The sequence below is a fragment of the Aquimarina ulvae genome (assembly GCF_053613295.3).
The window spans coordinates 339,183-362,813 of sequence record NZ_JBSIBP030000002.1; the positions used below are offsets into that span (position 1 = coordinate 339,183).

Below are 23,631 nucleotides of genomic sequence, written 5' to 3' on the forward strand. Positions count from 1 at the left end.
TAGTATTAATGAATTATGTACATTAGTATCATAGAACAAGAATTATGATCTTAGTTACCGGAGCAACAGGTTTGGTAGGTACTCATTTATTAATCAGGCTGGTAGAAGAAAAACATCCAATACGAGCATTGTATAGAACCAACGATAAAAAAGAATATGCAAAAAGTGTATTTATCCAATGTTGCAATCCTGAAAACCGACGCGCTTTTGATACTATTGATTGGGTTCAGGGTGACCTGAATGATATTCCAACACTATCCTCAATATTCAAAGGTGTTACTTGTGTATATCACTGTGCTGCCATGATTTCTTTTAACCCTTCACACTACAGAAAACTTCGTAAAATAAATATCGAAGGTACTGCTAACATTGTTAATTTATCGCTCATAAATAAAGTAGAAAAATTATGTTATATAAGTTCAATTGCTACTTTGAGTGAAAACGCATTACAGAACCCTATTAAAGAATCCGCAGAATGGAATCCTGAAATCTCTGATTCTGTATATGCTATTACAAAATATGGTGCAGAGATGGAGGTTTGGCGAGGAATGCAGGAGGGACTCAACGCCGTGATAATAAACCCAGGCATTATCATTGGTCGAGGTTTTTATAATTCAGGAAGTGGATATCTTTTCAAGAAAATCTACAAAGGGATGAAATACTATACTACAGGAACTACTGGATATGTTGCCGTGGACGATGTTATCAATATTATGCACCATCTCATGAATAGTGAAATAAAGAATGAACGATATATCGTTGTAGGTGAAAACCTAAGTTTTAAAAATGCATTTACGCTTATCGCAAAAGCACTCAATAAACCTGCACCTACAAAGGAAGTTTCTCCTTTTTTAATGAAGATCGCATATTATGCGCAACAGTGTAGTCACTTCCTTTTTAGAACTAAAAGAGTTATTTTTAAATCCTCTATAAAAAGTGCTTTTTCTAATTCTTTCTATGAAAACGAAAAAATAAAAAAAGAGCTTACTTATAGCTTTATTACTGCTCAGAAAGCCATCGAAGTTACTGCTTCTTTTTTCCTGAAGCAGCATTAGACTCACTTCTCTTCTTGATTGCATTTTCTATCTTATCTTCAATTGACTCCTCATCAATTGATTCTAACTCACCTCGCCTTAAAGGAATTAATTTTTCGAATTTATCTCCTTTCTCTAGTTTCCTTATAGAATCCTCGATCTTTTTGATAGAGTCTTCTTCTTTTTTTAGTTTTTCATATTTAATTTTCGATTGCTCTATATTTTTTTTTACTTTTTCAAAAATCTTTTCATAGTCATCGATCTGATCTGTATACCAACTATTGTTTTCTGCAAACACTAAACTATCAATTCCATGTTTACTCAAAATATATTCCTCCGGATTGATTTTCTCTATATCAAAAACCTTTTTATAGCTTCCTTTTGCAGCTTTGACAAAGGCAATATCCGTAAGTATTTCAACCATTTTATCTTCTGCTAGAAGGTTATCAGGCTTAGAAGGCTTATCTAGGTTCTGGCAAGAAAGAACAAGAAGCCCCGAAAGAAAAAAGTAGTGTATTATTCTATTTTTCATCGGTCAAAAGTTAATCGTTGTGCATTCTTAACATCATAGAATTTAAAATTCTTATATACTAAGCTTCCATTTACAAAAGTATGCGTAATTCTTGCGGTAAAAGTCGTTCCTTCGAAAGGAGACCAGCCACACTTATATGCTATATTATCTGAGTTAACAGTCCAAGGTGCATTAAGGTCTACTAATACAGCATCCGCATAATATCCTTCTTTAATGTAACCTCTTTTCTCCACTTGAAATAAAATAGCTGGGTTATGACACATTTTTTCTACTATTTTCTCTAGTGAGATTTTACCCCTATGATAAAACTCAAGCATTGCAGGCAACGCGTGTTGTACTAGTGGACCACCAGAAGGTGCTTTTGTATACAAATTGTCTTTTTCTTCTTTTGTATGAGGAGCGTGATCCGTAGCAATTACATCTAGTTTGTCATTAAGTAACGCTTCAAATAAAGCATCTCTATCTTTTGATGTTTTTACCGCAGGATTCCATTTAATCAAAGTTCCTTTTTCTTTATAATCCTCATCAGAAAACCAAAGATGGTGAATACACACTTCTGCCGTTATCTTTTTATCCTTTAACGGAATTTTATTCGTGAACAATTTCAGTTCTTTTGCTGTAGACAGATGAAAAACGTGTAACCTGGCACCTGTTTTTTTTGCTAACGCTACCGCATTAGATGACGATATATAACAAGCTTCTTCACTTCTGATAATTGGGTGCAATTCTATCGGTATGTCATCACCATATTGTTCTATATATTTTGCAGTATTCTTTCTGATCGTTTCTTCATCTTCGCAATGTACAGATATCAGTAAATCAGTTGATGAAAATATCCTCTCTAAAACCTCTGGATTATCCACTAACATATTACCTGTAGAAGAACCCAAAAATAGTTTAAGCCCGGCAACCTTCTTCACATCCACCTTTAGTATCTCTTCTAGGTTATCGTTGGTTCCTCCAAACATAAAAGAATAATTAGCATAACTGGTTTTAGACGCTATTTCAAACTTTTCTTCCAATTTTTCTATTGTAGTTGTCTGGGGGTTTGTGTTAGGCATCTCTATAAACGAAGTAATACCACCAGCTATAGCCGCTTTTGATTCAGTCTCTATCGTTGCCTTATGAGTGAGTCCTGGTTCTCTAAAATGAACCTGGTCATCTATAACACCAGGTAAAAGATATTTTCCTTCTGCGTCAAAAACTTGTACATCAGAAGATTTAGCACTAATCTGGGGGGCGATTTCTTTGAAAAAACCATTCTCTATATACACATCCCCATTAAAAATTTTTCCTTCATTGACAATATTCGTATTTTTAATCAATACAGTATTCTTGATCATATCTCGTAACTATTAAACAAACTCTTTAATTTCATTCTTAAAACTCCAAATACGGCTTCAGAGATAATTCCTTTACTCATTTTTGAAGTACCTCGGGTTCTATCAGTAAATACTACGGGTACTTCTATTATTTTAAATTTTAAAAGGTATGCCTTAAATTTCATCTCAATCTGAAATGCATATCCTACAAATTTAATCTTATCCAGATTGATTTTTTCTAAAACCTCTCTTTTATAACACATAAAACCTGCAGTTGTGTCGTGAATATCCATTCCGGTAATAAACCGCACATATCTTGATGCTAACCAAGATAACAGCACCCTGCTCATTGGCCAATTTACTACATTTACACCGGTCACATACCTTGATCCGATAGCTACTTGAGATGTGCCCTTTGCACACGCGTTGTACAATCTTATTAAGTCATTAGGATTATGTGAAAAATCGGCGTCCATTTCAAAAACATACGCATACTGTCTCTCTAACGCCCATATAAACCCAGCAATATACGCCGTACCTAATCCTAATTTTCCTTTACGCTCTAATAAAAAAAGACTTTCCGGGTATTCTAATTGTAATTCTTTAACCTTTGAAGCAGTACCATCAGGTGAATTATCATCTACAATCAAAATGTGAAAATCACGCTGAAGGGAGAACACATTTTTAATAATGCGTTCTACATTTTCTTTCTCGTTATAGGTAGGTATGATAACTAAGGCATCTACCATTTTAAGTGTTTTCAGGCAAATATAACTAAATAATTACTAGATTATTTTTAGTTTTCTGTGCTTATAACAGGTTTTAGATATATGACGATATATTTAAATTGGTGTTGCATCCTTATTTCGGATACTTTATTTTATTATGTAATAAGTATGGCGTAATTTTATCCCATTCTAAGTATGGAAACTATTACGAGAGAAATCATATCGACCGACTGGGTTACCATAGTGATTATGGTATGTTTTGCACTTCTAGCAACAGCAAAGCTAATAAATAGTGTAAGGTTTTCTGAATTCGTAACGCTTTTTAATACAAATAAATATGTCGTCCTTAATCAAAAAGGAAATAAACTTTCAACCATCTTTAACGGTATTCTAATTTTGATGCAGATTTTATCTGTATCGTTATTTATGTATGTGTGTATTGACATATTGGAGTGGAAATCACAGATCGTTAATATGAACCTCTATTTCAAAATAGCATCGTTATATTTGTTTGTTATCATCTGTAAAATCTTAGTAGAAAAAATAATCTCTACTATTTTTTCTATAGAAATTTTGATCGAGGATTATTTATTTTATAAAATATCATATCGCAATTTTTTGGGGTTAATTTTACTACCTCTTAATTTAATATTCATTTATACTGCAAAACCTTCAAAAATTGTGATTATTATCTTAATTATATTGCTATTGATCCTAAACCTGATCGTGCTTCTTTCTGTGTACAAAAAGAATGAAAACATTATTTTAAACAACTTGTTTTATTTTATTTTGTATCTTTGCGCACTTGAAATCGCACCCTATTTTATGCTATACAAGTTAATTGTATGATATGGGTAGCTATTTACAAATAAAGACTATATATGAAAGTGAAAACGATTTTGGTTTCTCAACCAGAGCCTAAAGTAGAAAATTCACCTTATTTCGAGCTTGAGGAGAAAGAAAAGGTAAAAATTGACTTTATACCGTTTATTCATGTAGAAAGCGTAGACGCTAAAGAAGTAAGGCAACAAAAAGTAGATTTATCGCAATACACTGCAATTATTCTTACCAGCAGAAACTCTGTTGACCATTTTTTTAGAATTGCTGAAGAAATGCGTTTCAAGGTACCAGATACGCTAAAATATTTTTGTCAAAGTGAAGCTGTTGCTTATTACCTACAAAAATATGTAGTATACCGAAAGAGAAAAATTTATGTAGGTAAACGTACTTTTCAAGAGCTTACTCCTTTGATTAAAAAATATAAAAATGAAAAGTTTTTATTACCTTCCTCGGATAAGCTAAAGCCAGAAATTCCTGAAATATTAGATAGCTTAAAAGTTGAATGGAAGCAAGCTATTTTCTATAAAACGGTTGTTAGTGATCTTTCTAATTTGAGAGATGTCTTTTACGACATTTTAGTGTTCTTTAGCCCTTCTGGAATCATCTCATTGTTTGAAAATTTTCCAGACTTTAAGCAAAATGATACTCGCATTGCCGTTTTTGGAAATTCTACGGTAAAAGCAGCAGAGGAGCATGACTTGGTAGTAAACATCCAAGCACCAACTCCTGAAACTCCATCAATGACCATGGCACTTCAAAAATATATCAAAGAAGCAAATAAAAAGTAAAATAATACTTTTTATTTAAGAATATAAATAAAATAACAAAGCCTGAATGTACATTCAGGCTTTGTTATTTTTTTATCATAGTTTTTACTCTACTACTTTATCATAAAGCATACCGTTGTGGTCCTCCTCTACGAATTTCTTCATTAGCATAAGACTCAAATTTTTTGAAGTTCTCTCTAAAAGCATTTGTCAATTTAAATGCAGTTTTATAGTACTCTTCATCGTTATTCCAAGTAGCTCTAGGACTCAACACACTTGTCGGAACACCAGGACATTCTCTTGGTTGTGCTACCCCAAATACTGAATGAATATGGTATGTATCATAAGAATACAATCCTAAATCTCCATTAAGCACAGCTTGAATCATTGCACGTGTATATTTTAACTTGATCCTGCTTCCAATACCATAAGGTCCGCCAGTCCATCCAGTATTTACCAGCCAAACATTCACACCAGTATCCTTCATCTTTTTAATCAGCATTTCGGCATATTTTGCTGGATGTAACGGCATAAAAGGCGCTCCAAAACAAGCTGAAAATGACGGAGTAGGCTCTACAACACCAGCTTCTGTCCCTGCAACTTTTGCTGTATATCCAGAAATAAAGTGATATGCAGCCTGACTCGGAGTTAACTTAGAAATTGGTGGTATCACACCAAAAGCATCTGCAGTTAAAAAAAAGATATTCTTAGGATTTTTACCAATAGAAGGCTTCTGAATATTATCAATATGGTGAATAGGATAACTTACCCGCGTGTTTTGAGTGATCGAAGTATCTGTATAATCAACCTCTCCTTCATCATTGATGATCACATTTTCAAGAATTGCTCCTTTTTTGATAGCACCGTAAATCTCAGGTTCTTTTTCTGCTGAAAGATCTATCACTTTTGCATAGCAACCGCCTTCAAAATTGAAAATAGTATTTTCTTTAGTCCAACCATGCTCATCGTCTCCAATTAATTTGCGATTAGGATCTGTAGACAGCGTGGTTTTTCCGGTACCTGATAGTCCAAAAAATATAGCGGTATCGCCTTTTTCTCCAACATTGGCAGAGCAATGCATCGGCAGCGTATCCTTATATACAGGTAATATAAAATTCAATGCTGAAAAAATACCCTTTTTGATTTCACCGGTATATCCCGTTCCACCAATTAGTGCTATTTTTTTTGTGAAATTTAAGATCGCAAAATTATGCTGGCGTGTTCCATCAACGGCAGCATCTGCCATAAAACCTGGAGCGTTAATTACCGTCCATTCAGGATCAAAATGTTTTAATTCCTCTTCTGTCGGTCTTAAAAACATATTATAAGCAAACATATTCGACCAAGGATATTCATTGATCACTCTTATATTCAGTTTATAATCAGGATCAGCACAAGCACAACTATCTCTTACGAATATTTCCATACCCGAAAGATAAGCTGTCACCTTATCGTACAATGCATCAAAAGCATCAGGTGTAAAGGGGATGTTAATAGTGCCCCACCAAACCTTATCAGTGGTTATTTCATCTTTCACAATAAAGCGATCCATTGGAGATCGACCGGTAAACTCACCAGTATTTACTGCTAGTGTTCCAGATTTTGTTATTTTTCCTTGACCTTTTTGCACCGTTTCTTCCTGAAGCTCATCAGGAGATAATTGGTAGTGTATTGTAGCATCTTTAATACCGTAATGCTTTAACGAAATCGTTTTCGTAATTGGATACAGTGGTTCCATAAAAATATGTTGTGTTATGTTATGTCTGACAAAATTATAAATAAAAACTAGATCAATCGATAAAAATTTCACTTAATCTTACCAAGTGAAATTATAAAGAAAATCCATCCTAAAATTAACACAAAACCTCCGAAAGGCGTAACAAAAGCTATAGCCGATAGCGAAATACCTAAAACCTCATCAATTACCAAAAGATAAATTGAGCCCGAAAAAAGAACGATACCACTAAGGAAGAAATAAAAAATTCTTTTTTTAGCGGCATCTTCTAACAATGTCATATTCCCTATTAATAGGCAAACGATTGCGTGGTACATCTGATATCGAACACCTGTTTGGAAGGAGTCAATACTACTTTCATCTACTAGTTTCTCTAATCCATGTGCTCCAAATGCACCTAATAAAACCGCTAATAAGGCGGTTACTGCTGCTGTGATCAAAATTGTTTTATTCATTCTTTTTTTAGTAATATTTGACTATTTTATTAAACAAAAAATAAATTTTAAACATATTTTACCGTTAAACATAACGAATCCTTTAAAATTGCGAACTTACTTTTTGATCTATTTATTACATTCGTATCAAAGTTATCAAAATAAATATTAGGTATGCGAAAGATACTGGTCATAGGTGCGGGTAAATCGACTGCGGTTTTAATCAAATATTTTCAGGACAAATCAAAGACTGAAAACTTACACATTACTATTGGAGACATTTCGATTGATACTGCTAGAAAACTTGCTGCGGGTCATTTAAATACGACGGCTATCAAATTAGATGTTTTTGATAAAAGTTCTAGGCAAAATGCAATTAAAAATGCAGATATTGTGGTATCGATGCTTCCTGCAAGATTTCATATAGAAGCGGCTAAAGACTGCCTTAAATTTGAAAAATCAATGGTCACAGCTTCTTACGTAAGCAAAGAAATGCAAGAACTTCATGAAAATGTAAAGAAAAAGGGACTTGTTTTTATGAACGAGATTGGTGTAGATCCCGGTATTGATCATATGAGTGCTATGCAAGTTATTGACCGAATTCGTAATCAAGGAGGCAGAATCATCTTATTTGAATCCTTTACCGGAGGACTTGTAGCACCAGAAAGTGACACTAATCTTTGGAACTATAAATATACTTGGAATCCCAGAAACGTAGTAGTAGCGGGTCAAGGTAGTGCTGCGGAATTTCTGCAGGAAGGAGCCTATAAATACATTCCTTACCACAAATTATTTCGAAGAACGGAGTTTTTAGAAGTGGAAGGATACGGTCGTTTTGAAGCCTATGCGAATAGAAACTCCCTAAAATACCAAAGTATCTATGGTCTAAATAATATTCTAACATTATACAGAGGAACGATAAGAAGGGTAGGGTTTTCTAAAGCCTGGAATATTTTTGTACAGCTAGGAATGACTGCTGATGACTATACGTTGACAAATTCAGAGTCTATGAGTTATCGCGATTTTACTAACTCATTTCTTGCTTATTCGCCTACTGATTCTGTAGAATTGAAGCTTCGACATTATTTAAAAATTGATCAGGACGATATTATTTGGGACAAACTTCTGGAACTTGACATCTTTAATATTGATAAAAAAATCGGGATACCGAATGCCACACCAGCCCAAGCATTACAGAAAATATTGATGGATAAGTGGAGCCTGGATGATGGAGATAAGGATATGATTGTGATGTACCATAAGTTTGGATATGAAATTAATGGAGAACATAAACAGATCGATGCTACCATGGTAAGTATTGGTGAAGATCAAAAATACACTGCAATGGCAAAAACCGTAGGACTCCCTGTTGGGATGGCTACCTTGAAAATTCTTAACAAAGAAATTGCATCCACTGGTGTACAAATACCAATACAAGAAGAAACATACACACCTATTCTTAAGGAACTAAAGGAATATGGTATTGAATTTAAGGAAAAAGAGCGTGAATATTTAGGGTACAACCCTGATGGTGCTACAGGATAAGCCCGATAATAGTTTCAGTTTAAAATCATTATTTCTATTTTTGGTTATTAATTGTAATACCTTCTGATTATGAAAGGACAATATGGTAGTTTAAAAATAGATGGTATCGATAAAGAAATCCTTCGCAACCTTATGGAGGATGCACGAAGACCGATATTAGAAATTGCAAGAAAGATCGGAATTTCTGGAGCTGCTATTCACCAAAGATTAAGAAAACTAGAAGCTTCCGGTTTGATTGCGGGTTCTAAATTTATTATTGATCCAAAAGTATTAGGATATAAAACCATGGCGTTTGTTGGAGTATATCTTGACAAGGCTGTAAGCAACCCAAAAGCTGTCAGACAATTAAAGGACATCCCTGAAGTAATTGAGTGTCACTACACTACAGGAAACTGGTCAATCTTCATTAAGATTCTTTGCAAGGACAATGAGCACCTAATGAATGTACTAAATAAAGAAATTCAGGCCATTGAAGGTGTATCCAGAACAGAAACATTTATTTCGTTAGATCAGCAAATTAATAGACAGATCAAAATATAATAACTAAGATCGAGGCTTTTTTACATCGCCTTTTCTGAATTAGGCTTTGGTAATTTTATTTTTTCTAAAGAAGATCAAGTCTTTTAAAAATAAATTTATTGAATTAAAACATCCTTCACTTCGCCATCTTCCTGATACTCGGTATCTGTGTTAATCTCCCACAAATCAATACCAGTATTGTAGATAATATTTTCTGCCGATAAAATTCCCATCAAAATAGAATGATCCTGATTGTTATATTTGAAAGCCCCGTAGCGACCTATTGGGATAAGGTTATCTATAGAATCTAAATATTTTTTAATACTATTTAAGTGACCCTTATACCCTATTTGATATACCGGATAGCACTTTGGAACTCTCACAACCTTTGCGTTGCAAATAATTTCTGAATCGCTAATTAGTTTTAAAACCTTCAACTCGCTGGTTGCTAATTCACTCAAAAATCGATCATCTTTTTTCCATATCGCATCTGTATCAAAAGCCCAAAATTCTAAACACAAAATAGTACTCTTTTTTCCTTTATTCAGACTTGGGCACCAATTCCTAAAATTTGTAATTCTACCGTGCTTAACCTCAGGAGAATGCACATATATCCAATTATCCTCAAATAAGTCATCTCTATCAATCTCTAAATACACTAAAATGGTATTTCTAAACTGCAATTTGTTCGTAGCATTTAGCACCTCTTTTGGAACAAATTTCATTCCTTTAATTAAAGAGGTAATAGGCATTGAGGATATGACATAGTCGGCTTCGTGTTTTTCGCCATCGCTTGTTATTACTCCTTTACATACATTATCTTTTACAAATACACTTTGAATAAGTGTATTTTTATGTATAACCCCTCCATTTTTTTCAATACTGCTTGCCGAACGTTCATATAAAGTACCGGTCCCATTTTTTGGATATGAAAATTCGTCTACTAAAGTTTTATGTTTATTCCTTTTATTCCTTTTAAAAGCACTCCATACGGCTTCAAACAAAGAGAGCCTTTTTATACGTTGAGCTGCCCAATCGGCATCAATTTTATAGCAAGGTATTCCCCATAATTTTTCAGTATAATATTTAAAAAAAATAATATATAGTCTTTCTCCAAAGCGATTCGTAATCCATTCCTCAAAAGTTTCAGGGTTATTTATTGGAAATATACGTCGTTTCCCATAATAAAATAAAATACTGAAAATAGTTACAATTGATAGATTCCCTAATACGTTTAATAATTTAAGAGGATAATCGAAAAAATTTTCCTTGTAATATATCCGGGTACGGCGATTTACCAATGTATAATCATCCTTAATTATTTCATTAAAAAAATTATTAATTCTTGAATCTTTCGAAAAGAATCTATGAGGCCCTAAGTCAACTCTTTGACCCCAAAGGTCAAAACTTCTGGACATTCCTCCTACGTACCGAGATGCTTCAAAAACCTCAATAGCAATATCATTTTTGCTAAGAGTATAAGCAGCGCTCAAACCTGCTGGTCCAGCTCCGATGATAATAACTTTCTTTATCAATTTACCTTTTCTATAAAATTAGTCCCAAAAGATAAAGAAATAAAAACAAGACAAAGCCTAATATTTTACCATATTACCTAATCCCTTCTACCCATAAAAATAGAAATAAAATATAATAAGGTCGCCAGAGAACCTAAAGCTGCTACTACATAAGTTCTTGCAGCCCATTTTAACGCATCTTTTGCACCATCGTGTTCCTCTACTGTCAACATCCGATTACTCTCTAGCCAAGCCAAAGCTCTATTGCTTGCATCATATTCTACCGGAAGCGTGATAAAAGCGAATAAAGTTGTGACTGCAAATAATATAATACCAATTAGAAAAATTGTATCTCCTATTAAAGAACCTGTGGCAGATAAGATCAAGCCTCCCATAATAACGATATTAGAAAGTTTACTGGCAATCCCAACAGCTGGAACAATCTTTGACCTCATCGTAAGCCAACTATACGCTGTAGCATGTTGAACTGCATGCCCGACTTCGTGCGCTGCTACAGCAGCAGCGGCAGCATTTCTTTGATTATATACTCCTTCACTTAGGTTCACTGTTTTATTTCTTGGATTATAGTGATCTGTTAACATTCCTGGAGTAGAAATAACTTTTACATCTCCTATTCCATTATCCAATAACATCTTTGCTGCGATCTCTGCTCCACTCATTCCATTCTGTAAGCGAACATTAGAATAATGTTTGAATTTGCTTTTTAGTTTGCTACTCACATAGGAGCTTACTAAAAAGATAATTCCCGCTAAGACATAATATCCCATCATAGTTGTAAACTTTATTTATTATTAAATTTACAATAATAAAGCAAAAACCTCGCCATAAAGACGAGGTTTTCGGTTAAATAAACTTGAGTTAGCCAATAAGTCGAGTTTAACTTAAATAGTTATTTACATCTTTCAAAGGAAGGTCAAATGCTTCGGAAATAGCCGGATACACTACATCTCCATTAATCACATTCAATCCTTTTTTGAGAGGTTCATTTTCTGCACAGGCGGTTTTCCAACCTTTGTTAGCCAATTGCAATGCATATGACAAAGTAACATTCGTTAGTGCCAAGGTTGAAGTATATGGCACTGCTCCTGGCATATTTGCCACAGAATAGTGTACTACATCATCTATTATATACGTAGGATCCTGATGGGTGGTCGGTTTTGTAGTCTCAAAACAACCACCTTGATCTACCGCAACATCTACTAATACTGTTCCAATTCGCATATCCTTTAGCATATCACGAGTAATAAGTTTTGGAGCTTTTGCTCCCGGTATCAGTACTCCTCCAATGATTAAATCAGAAGTTTTTATACGTTCACGAATTGTATATTCGTTTGAAAATTCAGTATTTACATTTGCTGGCATGACATCATCCAAATAACGTAACCTTTTCATACTAATATCAAGAATAGTTACATCTGCTCCCATTCCGGCTGCCATTTTTGCAGCTTGCGTTCCTACAACACCTCCTCCTAGTATCAATACTTTTGCCGGAGCTACTCCAGGAACACCACCAAGGAGAATTCCTCTACCTTTTAGTGGTTTTTCTAAATACTTAGCTCCCTGTTGTATAGACATGCGTCCGGCCACTTCACTCATAGGTGTGAGTAGCGGCAAACTACGATCAGGATCTTCTACAGTTTCATAAGAAATACAAACCGAACCACTTGCAATCATTGCGTTAGTTAACGGTTCACTTGATGCAAAATGGAAATAAGTAAATAATAATTGATCTTTTCTAATCAACTTATATTCTGGTTCAATAGGTTCCTTAACCTTTATGATCATTTCGGCAGTAGCGTAAACCTCTTCTATAGTAGGAAGAATCTTTGCTCCTGCACCTATATATTCTTCATCGCTAAAACCACTCTGAAGACCGGCATTTTGCTGAATAAAAACAGTGTGACCATGTCTAACGAGCGCCATCGTTCCTGCAGGCGTAACACCTACTCGATTCTCGTTATTCTTGATCTCCTTTGGAACACCAATTATCATATTCTTATTTTTTCGTCGAAAATAGATGTTTTCTTGAAATAAAACAATAAAATAGATCTAAAAAATATCTTATCCGTAATCTGATAAAAACAACTAAAAGTTGTTAAAAAATAATAAGAATATTCAATTTATTTCAGTTTTTATAGCGAATTTTAAAATAAAGCAATAAAAATCCAGAGATAGCGGTAATAAAATTTGCCAGAATCACAGGTAAACTATCTATGAAAAAACCGTAAAATAACCAACATATTACCCCACTGACAAAAATCAACAACATGGATAGCGATAAACTTTCTGCAGATTTAGTTTTCCAGGTTTTATATACTTGTGGCAAAAAAGCGGCGGTAGTTAAGGTTGCCGCCATAAATCCCAAAATTTCGATAGAGTCCATCATACTTTCAACATTAAGAGAAAAACACCCAATTCAAAAACACTATTACCGTGCTTGCGTGAGCGGATACATAGCAAACTAATTATTATGAACTAAAAACCTAATCTCGATGCAATCTTAATAAAAATCGGGACAACCATTTTGAAAGCTTTGGGTCAAAAACAGCTTGGTTTATCCAACTATATTTACAATCTTTCCGGGAACTACGATTACTTTTTTAGGCGTTCTGCCTTCTAGTTGTTGCTGCGTTTTTTCGTGAGCCATGACTGCAGCTTCGATAGCATCTTTGCTTAGATCCAATGGCAGCTCCATAGTAAAACGCATTTTACCATTAAAAGAAATTGGATATTGTTTGGTGCTTTCTACCAAATGCTTCTCCTCAAAAACAGGAAATGCTACAGTAGCTATAGATTCGTTATGCCCAAGTTTAGACCACAATTCTTCTGCAATATGCGGGGCATACGGTGAAACCAATACCAATAGTGGTTCTAAAACAGTTTTTGCACTACATTTCTGAGCAGTCAATTCGTTTACTGCAATCATAAAGGTACTTACAGACGTATTAAATGAGAAGTTTTCTATATCTTCTTCTACCTTTTTGATGGTTTTATGTAATGTCTTTAAATTGTCTTTGGTAGGTTCTATGTCCGTAACTACAAAATCTTCTCCATCATGATATAATTTCCATAATCTCTTTAAAAAGTTATGAACCCCAGTAATACCAGCTGTGTTCCAAGGCTTTGCTTGTTCTAATGGCCCAAGGAACATCTCATATAAGCGTAAGCTATCTGCTCCGTATTGATCGCAGATCCCGTCTGGGTTTACCACGTTAAACCAACGTTTTGACATTTTTTCAACTTCTCTACCTACGATATACTTCCCTTCTTCAAGTTCAAATTCGGCATCTTTAAATTGTGGTTGCCATTCTTTCAAATCTTCAGGAAGTAATTCATCCGATGCATTTATCATATTAACATCTATACGAAGTTCTTCAACTACATATTGATCCTTCAATCCTTTAGAAACATATTTATTTGTACCACTTATCCTATAAACAATAGCACTTGTTCCCAAAATCATTCCCTGATTGATCAATTTTTTAGCAAATTCATCTACAGGCACGACACCTCTGTCAAATAAAAACTTTTGCCAAAAACGTGCATATAATAAATGCCCAGTTGCGTGTTCGCTACCTCCTATATAAAGATCAACGTCTTTCCAATAATTCACAGCATCTTGTGAGAACACTTCCTGTTCATTGTACGGATCCATATATCTATTAAAGTAGTATGAACTTCCTGCCCAACCTGGCATGGTGTTTAACTCCAGAGGAAAAACAGTAGTGTGATCTATCAAATCATTGGACACCACCTCATTCTTTTCTGCGTCCCAAGCCCAAACATCTGCACGGCCTAATGGTGGCTCACCGGTTTCGGTTGGTAAATATTTTTCTACTTCTGGCAATTCGATGGGTAAATGCTTCAGGTCAATCATCTGTGGCATTCCGTCTTTATAGTACACCGGAAATGGTTCTCCCCAATATCGCTGACGACTAAACACGGCATCACGTAATCTATAATTAATTTTCCCTTTTCCTTGGCCTAATTTTTCTAACTCGTAAATCGCAGTTTTTACTGCTTTTTTATATTTCAAGCCATTCAAAAAGTCTGAATTGGCTATAATCGTATTGTCTTTATCCGTAAAGGCTTCCTCAGAAATATCTATTCCTCTAAAAATATTAGGGATATCAATCCCAAAATGCTTTGCAAAATCATAATCTCTTTGATCTCCACAAGGCACTGCCATCACTGCTCCTGTACCATATCCAGCCAATACATAATCTCCAATCCAGATAGGAACAGGTTCTTTGGTAAATGGATGCTCTGCATACGCTCCGGTAAATACACCACTAATGGTTTTTACGTCTGCCATACGATCCCGTTCACTACGTTTTGCTGTTGCGTCTATATATGTATCTATTGCAGTCTTTTGTTCTGGCGTGGTAATTTTAGCTACTAATTCATGTTCTGGGGCCAATGTCATAAAACTTACTCCAAAAATAGTATCAGGACGTGTAGTAAACACATCGATCACCTCCTCATGATCTTTTATATTAAAAGTCACACTTGCTCCTTCAGAGCGACCAATCCAATTGGTTTGTGAATCTTTTAGTGGCTGCGGCCAGTCAATTGTATTTAATCCAACCAATAAACGCTGTGCATAGGCAGAAATACGCATGCTCCACTGCGTCATCTTTTTACGAATCACCGGGTAACCACCACGCTCCGAAACTCCGTTTACAATTTCATCATTGGCTAATACTGTTCCCAGTTGCGGACACCAGTTGACTTCAGTTTCTGCTAAATACGTTAATCTATATTTTAGTATTGTTTCTTGTTTTTCTTTTGAAGAAAAGCCCTTCCAGTCTTCAGCAGTAAACTCTTTGACATCCTCATCACATACCGCATTTACTTGTAGGTTTCCTTCATTGGCAAATAGTTCTTCTAATTCACCTATAGATCTTGCTTTGTCTTCATTAGTATCATACCACGAATTGAAAAGCTCTGTAAAGATCCACTGTGTCCATTTATAAAATTTGGGATCACTTGTTTTTACCTCACGACTCCAATCAAAAGAAAATCCAATTTTATCTAATTGCTGGCGATATCTGGCGATATTTTCTTTGGTAGTAATTGCCGGATGCTGACCTGTTTGGATCGCATATTGTTCTGCTGGTAATCCAAATGAATCATATCCTTGTGGATGTAATACATTAAACCCTTTGTGACGCTTATACCTGGCATAAATATCACTGGCAATATATCCTAATGGATGCCCAACGTGCAGTCCTGCACCAGAAGGATAAGGAAACATGTCCAGCACATAGTATTTTGGCTTATCGCTGTTATTTTCAGCTTTAAACGTTCCATTCTCTGCCCAATAGGCTTGCCATCTGGCTTCAATTGTATTGAAATCGTAACTCATGATCTGAAATTAAGACCGCAAATTTACGATTTTATGTGAGTTTAGTGTACTTTTCATCTTAGTTTTTAGCCGCTCTGGCTTTTGCTTCCATAGGTTGTAAACAACTATAGATAAACGCATTCGTTGGAGTAGGAATTCTGAACTTTTTGCCCTCTTTTACAATAAAGCCATTAAAGTTATCTAACTCTGAGGGTCTACCTTCCATAATATCCCTTTGAGTAGATGCTGTTGCTTCAAAAGGTTGCTTTTCTATAAAACCCATCACGCTGTCTACACTATTTTGCGGCATAGCAACTTCTTTTGCTAATGCTATTTGATATATCTCAGAAGCTGTCGATCTAAGTATTTTATTGAGCTGAGGATGCTTATACATTTCTCCTATTGTTGCTCTGGTTACCGCTCCTAAACCACTTACCGTAGCGATAAACATAAATTTACTCCAGATATCTACCTGAATATCTTCAGAAATTTTGTTGTTAAATCCTGCCTTATCAAAAATGGTTTTAATCCTGTGTAAACGATCTGTTTTACTGGCATCGAGTTCTCCATAAACCACCTCTGGTGGATGGCCAAAATGCGAAATAACACCGGGAGATTTGATTTTACTGTAGATTTTACACAATCCGCCAAGCACATTTTTATGACCAATAACGGATATTACTTTCTCAGCATTATCCGCACCATTTTGTAAAGGGATCACTATAGTATTTTCTTTTAGAATAGGTTTCATTGCATCTGCTGCCTCTTTGACCTGCCAAGACTTCGTACAAATTAAAATCAAATCTGCTTTGTCAACTTCGTGGATAGTATCAGTTATTAAAAAAGGTGTTGTGAGAAAATCTCCTTCAATACTTTGCACCTGTAATCCCTTTTGGCGTATAGCATCTAAGTGCTCTCCTCTGGCAATCATGGAGACCTTTTGATCAGAATTAGCGATTTTTCCTCCAAAATATCCTCCAACTCCCCCAATACCAATGATAACTGTATGCATACTATAAGTTAATTAAATCCATCATATCGTTTCATATACTCTCAAAATAAAAAGGGCGATATAACAAATATCGCCATTTAACAAGATAATCAAAAGCAATATTTTAGCACAAGTGTGATGCAGTACTAGTGGGACATAAATCCCTGCGACTCGCAAGACTGATTTCCAGATGATTTCCTCCTCCTTTAATTGTATTTAAATTAAGTAGAGACATCGTTGTTTTTTCAGCTTTAATGTCTTGATGTCTTTTTTGTAATGGTTTTAATTTTAAATGAGTATTAAATTTAATATTCATCTCCATCAAATATTAACATCGGTGTGTTTTAGTCTATCTTATATTGACGTTCAGCTTAAAATCGTGGATGTATGCGATAAATCCAATTAACATAATGGAAGTTTTCATCCGTACTGCATTAAATTCACAAACCAAATAGCTGTCTTAAAGACGGAACATATTAAATGTAGTCTGAAAAATTTTAACACTTATTTTTCGTTGTCCATATAGATTAAAGTTAATCAAAACAACATAATATACAGATCCCGCTCTACAGCTTGATTAATTTGGTTAATTAATTCTAAAAGAGAGAGACTTTAGAATTAAAAGTCTCGTGAACTTTATTATTTTTACCTGCAAAAACAAATCTCTATGAGCTCCTCTTTCGAAAAATATCAGAAACGCAGACTAATATCCTCTTATTTCTCGGTGGTGATTAGTATTTCTCTGGTACTTTTTTTATTGGGTTTATTAGGACTCTTGGTTTTGAATACTAAAAAAGTTGCGGATCATTTTAAAGAAAAGATCGCGCTTACTGTTTATCTTAAAGATACTGCTAAAGAAGTTGAAATCAAGCAAATGGAAAAAAGTTTGGCGCTCGCAGAATACACGAAGTCAACGACGTATATTTCCAAAGATGAAGCCGCAGAAGAGCACAGTAAAGATATTGGTGAAAATTTCATGGATTTTCTTGGGTATAATCCACTGCAGAACTCGATAGATGTATATCTCAAAGCTGATTTTGTAGATCAGGTAAAGATTGATGAAATCACTAAAACAATTACTAAAAAAGACTTTGTAGACGAAGTTACCTATGACAAACCTTTGATCTCATTGCTTAATGATAACATCAAAAAAATAAGTTTCTGGGTATTATTGATTAGTGGTATTTTTACCTTTATAGCAGTGCTTCTTATCAACAGTTCCATTCGATTATCTGTCTATTCTAAACGTTTTATTATCAAGACGATGCAAATGGTTGGCGCTACAAAAAGATTTATCCGTAAGCCTTTTGTCTGGAAGAGCGTACGCTTAGGAATGATCGGTGCTATTGTAGCGCTAATAGGTGTTGCCATCGTATTATTTTATTTGGACAAAGCATTTCCAGAATTAGCGTTGCTTAGCGACAAAATATTATTGATTGGATTATTTGCAGGCGTTTTTGGAGTTGGTATTTTAATAACCTGGATTAGTACTTTTTTTGCTACCCAACGTTTTCTGAATCTTAGAACTGACGAATTGTATTATTAATTTTAGTCTATGAGCTTACAAAAAACAGGTAAACTATTCTTTTCAATATCATTTGTCCTTTTTCTAATCTTTATGTGGGTTACGATTCAGACATTTAAGCCTATACGAAATGTGCAGCCAGATGATGTTATAGAAATAAAAGGCATCGTTACAAAAATAGAAGAAGGGAGCGGTTTTGATATTGCCATTACTTTACAAAATGACGATCATTATTATTATATCAACCGTGGTCTAGAACAAGGGTTATCTATAAAAGAATTACAAAAAGAATTATTAAATAAAAAGGTGACTTTGTATCCTATATATAGATGGACTATATTTACACGTGACAAAATAATGGGACATATCTCAAAATTAACGATCGGCGATCGCGTTATTTTTAATGAAATTCAGCAAAAAGAATAGTATAAATAAACCTAAAGGATAATCAGTAAATTCTATCTGTTAATGTTTAAAACAGAACCATCAGATAACAATAAAAACCGCATTTATGAGCAAACAAGTCAGTAATAATATACCACACAAACCAGATTTCATTTTTGGAAAGAAAAACTATGTAGTAATGGCAATTGGTATAGCTGTAATTGCATTGGGATTTATCCTAATGGCAGGTGGTGGAAGCGACGATCCAAATGTCTTTAATCCGGATATCTACAGTTTTAGGAGAATTCGATTAGCACCTACTGTTGTATTGATTGGTTTTGGGATCGAAGTATATGCTATTTTATTAAACCCAGACAAGAAGAAAAACAACTAATCAAACGATTTCTCTTCTGGTAATTATATATTTGCATCAAATTTTAGAAAACGTTCCTAATGGAAATTATCGATGCAATTATTTTAGGTGTTATTCAGGGACTTACAGAATTTCTCCCAGTTTCTTCCAGTGGTCATTTAGAACTAGGAAAAGCTATTCTTGGCGATGAAAGTGTTCCTGAAGAATCATTGCTCTTTACAGTGGTTTTACATTTTGCTACGGCGTTAAGTACCATTGTAGTTTTTAGAAAAGACATTTGGCAAATCATCAAAGGACTTTTACAATTTAAAAAGAATAACGAAACAATGTTTTCTCTAAGAATACTTGTTTCGATGATTCCCGCAGTTCTAGTCGGATTGTTTTTTGAAGAACAATTAGAACGCCTTTTTAGTGGCAATATAGCATTTGTCGGTTTTATGCTTATCATAACAGCTATTCTCCTATGGTTTGCAGATAAAGCAAGAGATACTTCAAAAATAGTAACTACTCCAAACGCATTTATGATAGGGATCGCTCAGGCGATTGCTATGCTACCAGGAATTTCTAGGAGTGGTGCTACTATTTCTACATCGGTATTACTGGGTAATGACAAGACCAAAGCTGCGCGTTTTTCATTTTTAATGGTGATCCCATTAATTTTTGGAAAGATTGGAAAAGATTTGCTAAGTGGTGATTTAAACCTTACTACGGAAAGTAGTATACCGTTATTTTTGGGATTTTTAGCCGCTTTTACCTCAGGTCTTTTTGCCTGTACTTGGATGATTTCCGTAGTAAAAAGGAGTAAGTTATCATATTTTGCCTTATATTGTATTGTAGTTGGTATAACAGCCATCACCTTTGGTTTTATTAAATAGCCCCCAATAATGCTAACCGAACAAGATTACAAAGACGGTCAAATTCTTTTGATCGATAAACCGCTACATTGGACATCCTTTCAGGTTGTTAACAAACTTCGTTGGTTAATTCGTAAAAATTTTGGGATTAAAAAAATAAAGGTAGGGCATGCAGGAACGTTAGACCCGCTTGCTTCAGGGTTGCTTATTATTTGTACTGGCAAGTTCACTAAACGAATACAAGAGTTTATGGGGCAAACCAAAGAATATACAGGAACGATTACTTTGGGTGCAACTACGCCTTCGTATGATTTGGAAACCGAAGTGAATGAAACTTTTCCTATAGATCATATTTCGGAAGAAATCATCATATCAACCACAAAACAGTTTATTGGCGAAATTGAACAATATCCTCCGGTTTTTTCGGCTTTAAAAAAAGATGGAAAACGCTTGTATGACTATGCAAGAGAAGGAAAAGAGGTAGTAATAGCTGCAAGAAAAATCACCATTTCAGCATTCGAAATTACCAGAGTTGCGCTGCCCGAAGTCGATTTTAGAGTCGTTTGTGGAAAAGGAACGTATATCAGATCATTAGCGCATGATTTTGGCAAAGCATTACAAAGTGGTGGTCACCTAAGTGCACTAAGAAGAACAAAAATCGGAGAATTCTCTGTGGCAGAAGCTATAAGCCCGGAAATATTTGAAAATCAGTTGCGAACAGAAATTGAAACTACATAAAATATTGTAAAAGAAACCGAGTTATATTTACCTATGGAATTTATAGAAAAACATAAGGCTTTAATAATTACATCTATGTTGATGGGTATTTTTGTATTGACACTCTATAATATCAATATGGTCAACAAGAAAAGAGAACAGTCCGAAATTCTTATGGAAATTCCGGAAGAGCTGATGGAAGAATTGACGAAAGAAGAAGAAATTGAGCCTCCTATTCCTGAAGAACAAAGAGAATTAATAGCTTCTAAAAGAACTCATGATGCTTTTAACGAAGATTTTGAAGATTCTGAAGAGTTTGAACAAAGAATAAAATCTCTAACAGAAACTGCTGAGGCAACAGAGGAAACTACTACTAGCGATCAACTGGCAGAAGGTCAGGAAGCTATCAATGAAGACATCGCCACTGAAGAAGTTCCTGAAGCAGAAAAGGCAGAAAAACCGATAACAGAGGAAGTAAATAATAGAAACAGCTCTGTTACATTTACATTAAAAGGCAGAGAAAAGAAAGACATCCCAAATCCCATATATACGTGCAATGGAAGCGGAAAAGTGGTAGTCAAAATTGAGGTAAATCAAAATGGCTATGTTACAGATGCTAAGATTGACAAAAGAAGATCTACTACCAGAAATGAGTGTCTTTTTGATAATGCATTGGACTATGCACAAGATGCATTATTCTCTTCCTCAGAATTAAAAGAGCAAAAAGGTTTTATTACCTACTATTTTAATTATGGAGGTTAAGCCTTATGAGTTTCACCAAATCCTCGGCGATATTATTACCTTTATCTGTATTATACCAAACTTGCAGGTCCTGCTTGAATTTGGGATCTAAACTTCCGTGTTTTGCTTTATAGTCAACTACCATCTTGGCAGCAATTGATGGTCTAGGTCCCCAAGTATCTACAACTTCTTGTTTTTCTTTATCATACGCTATAAGTTTTGGAATTGACTTGCTTCCGTTAGTCAGAAAATGATTCATCAATGCATCGTGTTCATCTCTGGATATAATTCTTAGATCTATTCCTTCATTCATTTCAGAAAGTTTATGAATTACCGGTAACGACTGAGCGGCATCACCACACCAGCCTTCTGTCAATACTAACCATGTGATAGTAGCAGCGGTATTAGAGAAAGCCTTTGCAATTGTCTCATTGATTTTTATAGTCTTATCCAAGCGTTTCATTCTTCGATCATTTAACAGGCTATAATTGGTAAGTGCTTCTGATTGTTCATTTCCTGTAGACTTACCTTCATGGAGTAGATTGCTGATTATATCTCTATATTCTTTATATGAATAGGAGTTATCGATTCCTTCTTCTATTAATTCCTGTATTGTCATTGCTGTAGTTTCCATCATATCAAACGTATTATTGTATAAGACGATATACATATCTAAAGCTTACACCTTAAATTCACGACTAATCTAATATCTTTATTGATTAAAACCAATATTATGACTAAACACAGATGTAGTTGGAGTGTGGGTGATTCTTTATATGAATCATATCACGATCAAGAATGGGGAGTACCACTACACGACGAAAAACTTTTGTTTGAATTCTTGGTTCTAGAGACTTTTCAGGCAGGGTTAAGCTGGATCACTATTCTGAGAAAACGAGAAAATTTTAGAATTGCTTTTGATAATTTTGATTATAGAATTATTGCTCAGTACAATGACATGAAGAAAGAAGAATTACTCCAAAACGCTGGTATTATCAGAAACAAACTGAAGGTCAATTCTGCCATTACGAATGCTCAAAATTTCATCAAGATCCAAGAAGAGTTTGGTAGTTTTGACACCTATATTTGGGGGTTTATTGATGGAAAACCTATCAAAAACTCCTGGAAACATCATAAAGAATGTCCAGCAAATACGCCTCTTTCTGATAGGATCAGTAAAGATTTAAAGAAAAGAGGTTTTAAGTTTGTAGGATCCACAGTGGTCTATGCATTTATGCAGGCTATCGGTATGGTTAATGATCATATTATTGATTGTTTTAGGTATAATGAAGTTTAGAATTGAGTGGAGAAAACAATTTAACTACACTCATTCAAAAAATAACTCCAGAATTACAGTCCGGAGCGTACGTCTTTACTACAGTAAAAGTGGCAGATACAATTGAAAGGAAAGATATTATCTGTGAATTCAAAGAACAAGAAGGTGTTACGTTTATTTTGAGACGCGAATAAGCTGATGATCTTAATTTGAAATATGAATATATTGCCTCCTGGATAACGTTAAAAATTTATTCTTCACTCAATGTTGTGGGTCCCACAGCTATATTTTCTACAGAATTAGCAGCAAATAATATAAGTTGTAATGTAATTGCTAGGTGTCATCACGATCACATCTTTGTTAATAAAGAAGATGGTATAAAAGCGATTGAAGTTCTTAATAAATTGTCCCAAAAATATCCCAAATAGGGTA

The 23,631-nt window shown here is 34.6% G+C and carries 26 protein-coding genes; 14 read left to right on the top strand and 12 right to left on the bottom strand.

Annotated elements, in window-relative coordinates; genetic code table 11:
- The first annotated feature begins 44 nt into the window (after nucleotides 1-44).
- Nucleotides 45-1,055: an NAD-dependent epimerase/dehydratase family protein gene (locus ACWGOQ_RS05055; protein WP_452056215.1), complete on the top strand. Its 1,011-nt coding sequence runs from the start codon at nucleotides 45-47 to the stop codon at nucleotides 1,053-1,055.
- On the opposite strand, the gene ACWGOQ_RS05060 is transcribed toward ACWGOQ_RS05055, so the two are convergent.
- Genes ACWGOQ_RS05060 through ACWGOQ_RS05070 form a run of 3 tightly spaced genes read right to left on the bottom strand, consistent with a single transcriptional unit; the run spans nucleotide 1,024 to nucleotide 3,637 of the window.
- Complete coding sequence (locus ACWGOQ_RS05060) at nucleotides 1,024-1,566, bottom strand: DUF4296 domain-containing protein (RefSeq protein WP_452056214.1); 543 nt, start codon at nucleotides 1,564-1,566, stop codon at nucleotides 1,024-1,026. The genes ACWGOQ_RS05055 and ACWGOQ_RS05060 overlap by 32 nt on opposite strands.
- Entirely contained in the window at nucleotides 1,563-2,909 is a 1,347-nt protein-coding gene (locus ACWGOQ_RS05065; RefSeq protein ID WP_452056213.1) for a dihydroorotase, read from the bottom strand. Before ACWGOQ_RS05065 ends, ACWGOQ_RS05060 begins: the two co-directional genes overlap by 4 nt.
- Nucleotides 2,906-3,637, bottom strand: a complete 732-nt coding sequence (locus ACWGOQ_RS05070; RefSeq protein ID WP_452056212.1) for a polyprenol monophosphomannose synthase — start codon at nucleotides 3,635-3,637, stop codon at nucleotides 2,906-2,908. Before ACWGOQ_RS05070 ends, ACWGOQ_RS05065 begins: the two co-directional genes overlap by 4 nt.
- Before the next feature lie 174 nt (nucleotides 3,638-3,811).
- Between ACWGOQ_RS05070 and ACWGOQ_RS05075 the strand changes: the two genes are divergently transcribed.
- Entirely contained in the window at nucleotides 3,812-4,465 is a 654-nt protein-coding gene (locus tag ACWGOQ_RS05075) for a DUF4271 domain-containing protein (protein ID WP_452056211.1), read from the top strand.
- Nucleotides 4,466-4,497: 32 nt separating this feature from the next.
- Nucleotides 4,498-5,244 carry a uroporphyrinogen-III synthase gene (locus ACWGOQ_RS05080; RefSeq protein WP_452056210.1) on the top strand — a complete coding sequence of 249 codons (747 nt, stop codon included), beginning with the start codon at nucleotides 4,498-4,500 and terminating at the stop codon, nucleotides 5,242-5,244.
- Nucleotides 5,245-5,344: 100 nt separating this feature from the next.
- Here ACWGOQ_RS05080 and pckA read toward each other — a convergent pair whose 3' ends face one another.
- Nucleotides 5,345-6,961 (bottom strand): phosphoenolpyruvate carboxykinase (ATP), encoded by a 1,617-nt coding sequence (gene pckA, locus ACWGOQ_RS05085; RefSeq protein ID WP_452056209.1) that lies wholly within the window; start codon nucleotides 6,959-6,961, stop codon nucleotides 5,345-5,347.
- A 68-nt stretch (nucleotides 6,962-7,029) separates the two neighbouring features.
- Entirely contained in the window at nucleotides 7,030-7,413 is a 384-nt protein-coding gene (locus ACWGOQ_RS05090) for a DUF423 domain-containing protein (protein WP_452056208.1), read from the bottom strand.
- 153 nt (nucleotides 7,414-7,566) lie between these two features.
- On the opposite strand from ACWGOQ_RS05090, the gene ACWGOQ_RS05095 reads away from it, so the two are divergent.
- Both ACWGOQ_RS05095 and ACWGOQ_RS05100 read left to right on the top strand, forming a co-directional pair.
- Nucleotides 7,567-8,937 carry a saccharopine dehydrogenase family protein gene (locus ACWGOQ_RS05095; protein ID WP_452056207.1) on the top strand — a complete coding sequence of 457 codons (1,371 nt, stop codon included), beginning with the start codon at nucleotides 7,567-7,569 and terminating at the stop codon, nucleotides 8,935-8,937.
- Between the two features lie 69 nt (nucleotides 8,938-9,006).
- Nucleotides 9,007-9,477 (top strand): Lrp/AsnC ligand binding domain-containing protein, encoded by a 471-nt coding sequence (locus tag ACWGOQ_RS05100; protein ID WP_452056206.1) that lies wholly within the window; start codon nucleotides 9,007-9,009, stop codon nucleotides 9,475-9,477.
- A 95-nt stretch (nucleotides 9,478-9,572) separates the two neighbouring features.
- Here ACWGOQ_RS05100 and ACWGOQ_RS05105 read toward each other — a convergent pair whose 3' ends face one another.
- From ACWGOQ_RS05105 to ACWGOQ_RS05130, 6 genes are all read right to left on the bottom strand, one after another.
- Entirely contained in the window at nucleotides 9,573-10,991 is a 1,419-nt protein-coding gene (locus tag ACWGOQ_RS05105; RefSeq protein WP_452056205.1) for an FAD-dependent oxidoreductase, read from the bottom strand.
- Between the two features lie 77 nt (nucleotides 10,992-11,068).
- Nucleotides 11,069-11,761, bottom strand: coding sequence for a zinc metallopeptidase (locus ACWGOQ_RS05110; protein ID WP_452056204.1), 693 nt, complete (start codon nucleotides 11,759-11,761; stop codon nucleotides 11,069-11,071).
- 106 nt (nucleotides 11,762-11,867) lie between these two features.
- A complete protein-coding gene (gene ald, locus ACWGOQ_RS05115; RefSeq protein WP_452056203.1) occupies nucleotides 11,868-12,983 on the bottom strand; it encodes an alanine dehydrogenase in 1,116 nt (371 codons plus the stop codon).
- Between the two features lie 133 nt (nucleotides 12,984-13,116).
- A complete protein-coding gene (locus tag ACWGOQ_RS05120) occupies nucleotides 13,117-13,377 on the bottom strand; it encodes an SWEET family sugar transporter (protein WP_452056202.1) in 261 nt (86 codons plus the stop codon).
- A 168-nt stretch (nucleotides 13,378-13,545) separates the two neighbouring features.
- Nucleotides 13,546-16,359 (bottom strand): leucine--tRNA ligase, encoded by a 2,814-nt coding sequence (leuS, locus tag ACWGOQ_RS05125; protein ID WP_452056201.1) that lies wholly within the window; start codon nucleotides 16,357-16,359, stop codon nucleotides 13,546-13,548.
- 58 nt (nucleotides 16,360-16,417) lie between these two features.
- Nucleotides 16,418-17,350 (bottom strand): ketopantoate reductase family protein, encoded by a 933-nt coding sequence (locus tag ACWGOQ_RS05130; protein WP_452056200.1) that lies wholly within the window; start codon nucleotides 17,348-17,350, stop codon nucleotides 16,418-16,420.
- Nucleotides 17,351-17,996: 646 nt separating this feature from the next.
- Here ACWGOQ_RS05130 and ACWGOQ_RS05135 point away from each other — a divergent pair.
- The 6 genes from ACWGOQ_RS05135 to ACWGOQ_RS05160 all read left to right on the top strand — a co-directional run bounded on the left by ACWGOQ_RS05135 (nucleotide 17,997) and on the right by ACWGOQ_RS05160 (nucleotide 21,944).
- Nucleotides 17,997-18,875: a cell division protein FtsX gene (locus tag ACWGOQ_RS05135; RefSeq protein WP_452056199.1), complete on the top strand. Its 879-nt coding sequence runs from the start codon at nucleotides 17,997-17,999 to the stop codon at nucleotides 18,873-18,875.
- A 9-nt stretch (nucleotides 18,876-18,884) separates the two neighbouring features.
- Complete coding sequence (locus tag ACWGOQ_RS05140) at nucleotides 18,885-19,280, top strand: hypothetical protein (protein WP_452056198.1); 396 nt, start codon at nucleotides 18,885-18,887, stop codon at nucleotides 19,278-19,280.
- Between the two features lie 85 nt (nucleotides 19,281-19,365).
- On the top strand, nucleotides 19,366-19,632 hold the full coding sequence (locus ACWGOQ_RS05145) for a DUF3098 domain-containing protein (RefSeq protein WP_452056197.1): 267 nt from the start codon (nucleotides 19,366-19,368) through the stop codon (nucleotides 19,630-19,632).
- Between the two features lie 59 nt (nucleotides 19,633-19,691).
- Nucleotides 19,692-20,486, top strand: a complete 795-nt coding sequence (locus ACWGOQ_RS05150; protein ID WP_452056196.1) for an undecaprenyl-diphosphate phosphatase — start codon at nucleotides 19,692-19,694, stop codon at nucleotides 20,484-20,486.
- Between the two features lie 9 nt (nucleotides 20,487-20,495).
- Nucleotides 20,496-21,203 carry a tRNA pseudouridine(55) synthase TruB gene (truB, locus tag ACWGOQ_RS05155; RefSeq protein ID WP_452056195.1) on the top strand — a complete coding sequence of 236 codons (708 nt, stop codon included), beginning with the start codon at nucleotides 20,496-20,498 and terminating at the stop codon, nucleotides 21,201-21,203.
- A gap of 33 nt (nucleotides 21,204-21,236) precedes the next feature.
- The gene (locus ACWGOQ_RS05160) at nucleotides 21,237-21,944 is read left to right on the top strand and encodes a hypothetical protein (protein ID WP_452056194.1); all 708 of its coding nucleotides are present in this window, start codon (nucleotides 21,237-21,239) and stop codon (nucleotides 21,942-21,944) included.
- Here the strand turns inward: ACWGOQ_RS05160 and ACWGOQ_RS05165 are convergent.
- A complete protein-coding gene (locus ACWGOQ_RS05165; RefSeq protein ID WP_458202417.1) occupies nucleotides 21,928-22,593 on the bottom strand; it encodes a thioredoxin family protein in 666 nt (221 codons plus the stop codon). The two genes, ACWGOQ_RS05160 and ACWGOQ_RS05165, sit on opposite strands and share 17 nt — an antisense overlap.
- Nucleotides 22,594-22,656: 63 nt before the next feature.
- Between ACWGOQ_RS05165 and ACWGOQ_RS05170 the strand changes: the two genes are divergently transcribed.
- The 3 genes from ACWGOQ_RS05170 to ACWGOQ_RS05180 are packed head-to-tail and all read left to right on the top strand — an operon-like array spanning nucleotide 22,657 to nucleotide 23,627.
- Nucleotides 22,657-23,220 (top strand): DNA-3-methyladenine glycosylase I, encoded by a 564-nt coding sequence (locus ACWGOQ_RS05170; protein WP_452056192.1) that lies wholly within the window; start codon nucleotides 22,657-22,659, stop codon nucleotides 23,218-23,220.
- A 2-nt stretch (nucleotides 23,221-23,222) separates the two neighbouring features.
- Nucleotides 23,223-23,393: an ACT domain-containing protein gene (locus ACWGOQ_RS05175; protein ID WP_452056191.1), complete on the top strand. Its 171-nt coding sequence runs from the start codon at nucleotides 23,223-23,225 to the stop codon at nucleotides 23,391-23,393.
- 15 nt (nucleotides 23,394-23,408) lie between these two features.
- Complete coding sequence (locus ACWGOQ_RS05180; protein WP_452056190.1) at nucleotides 23,409-23,627, top strand: ACT domain-containing protein; 219 nt, start codon at nucleotides 23,409-23,411, stop codon at nucleotides 23,625-23,627.
- Nucleotides 23,628-23,631 lie beyond the last annotated feature (4 nt).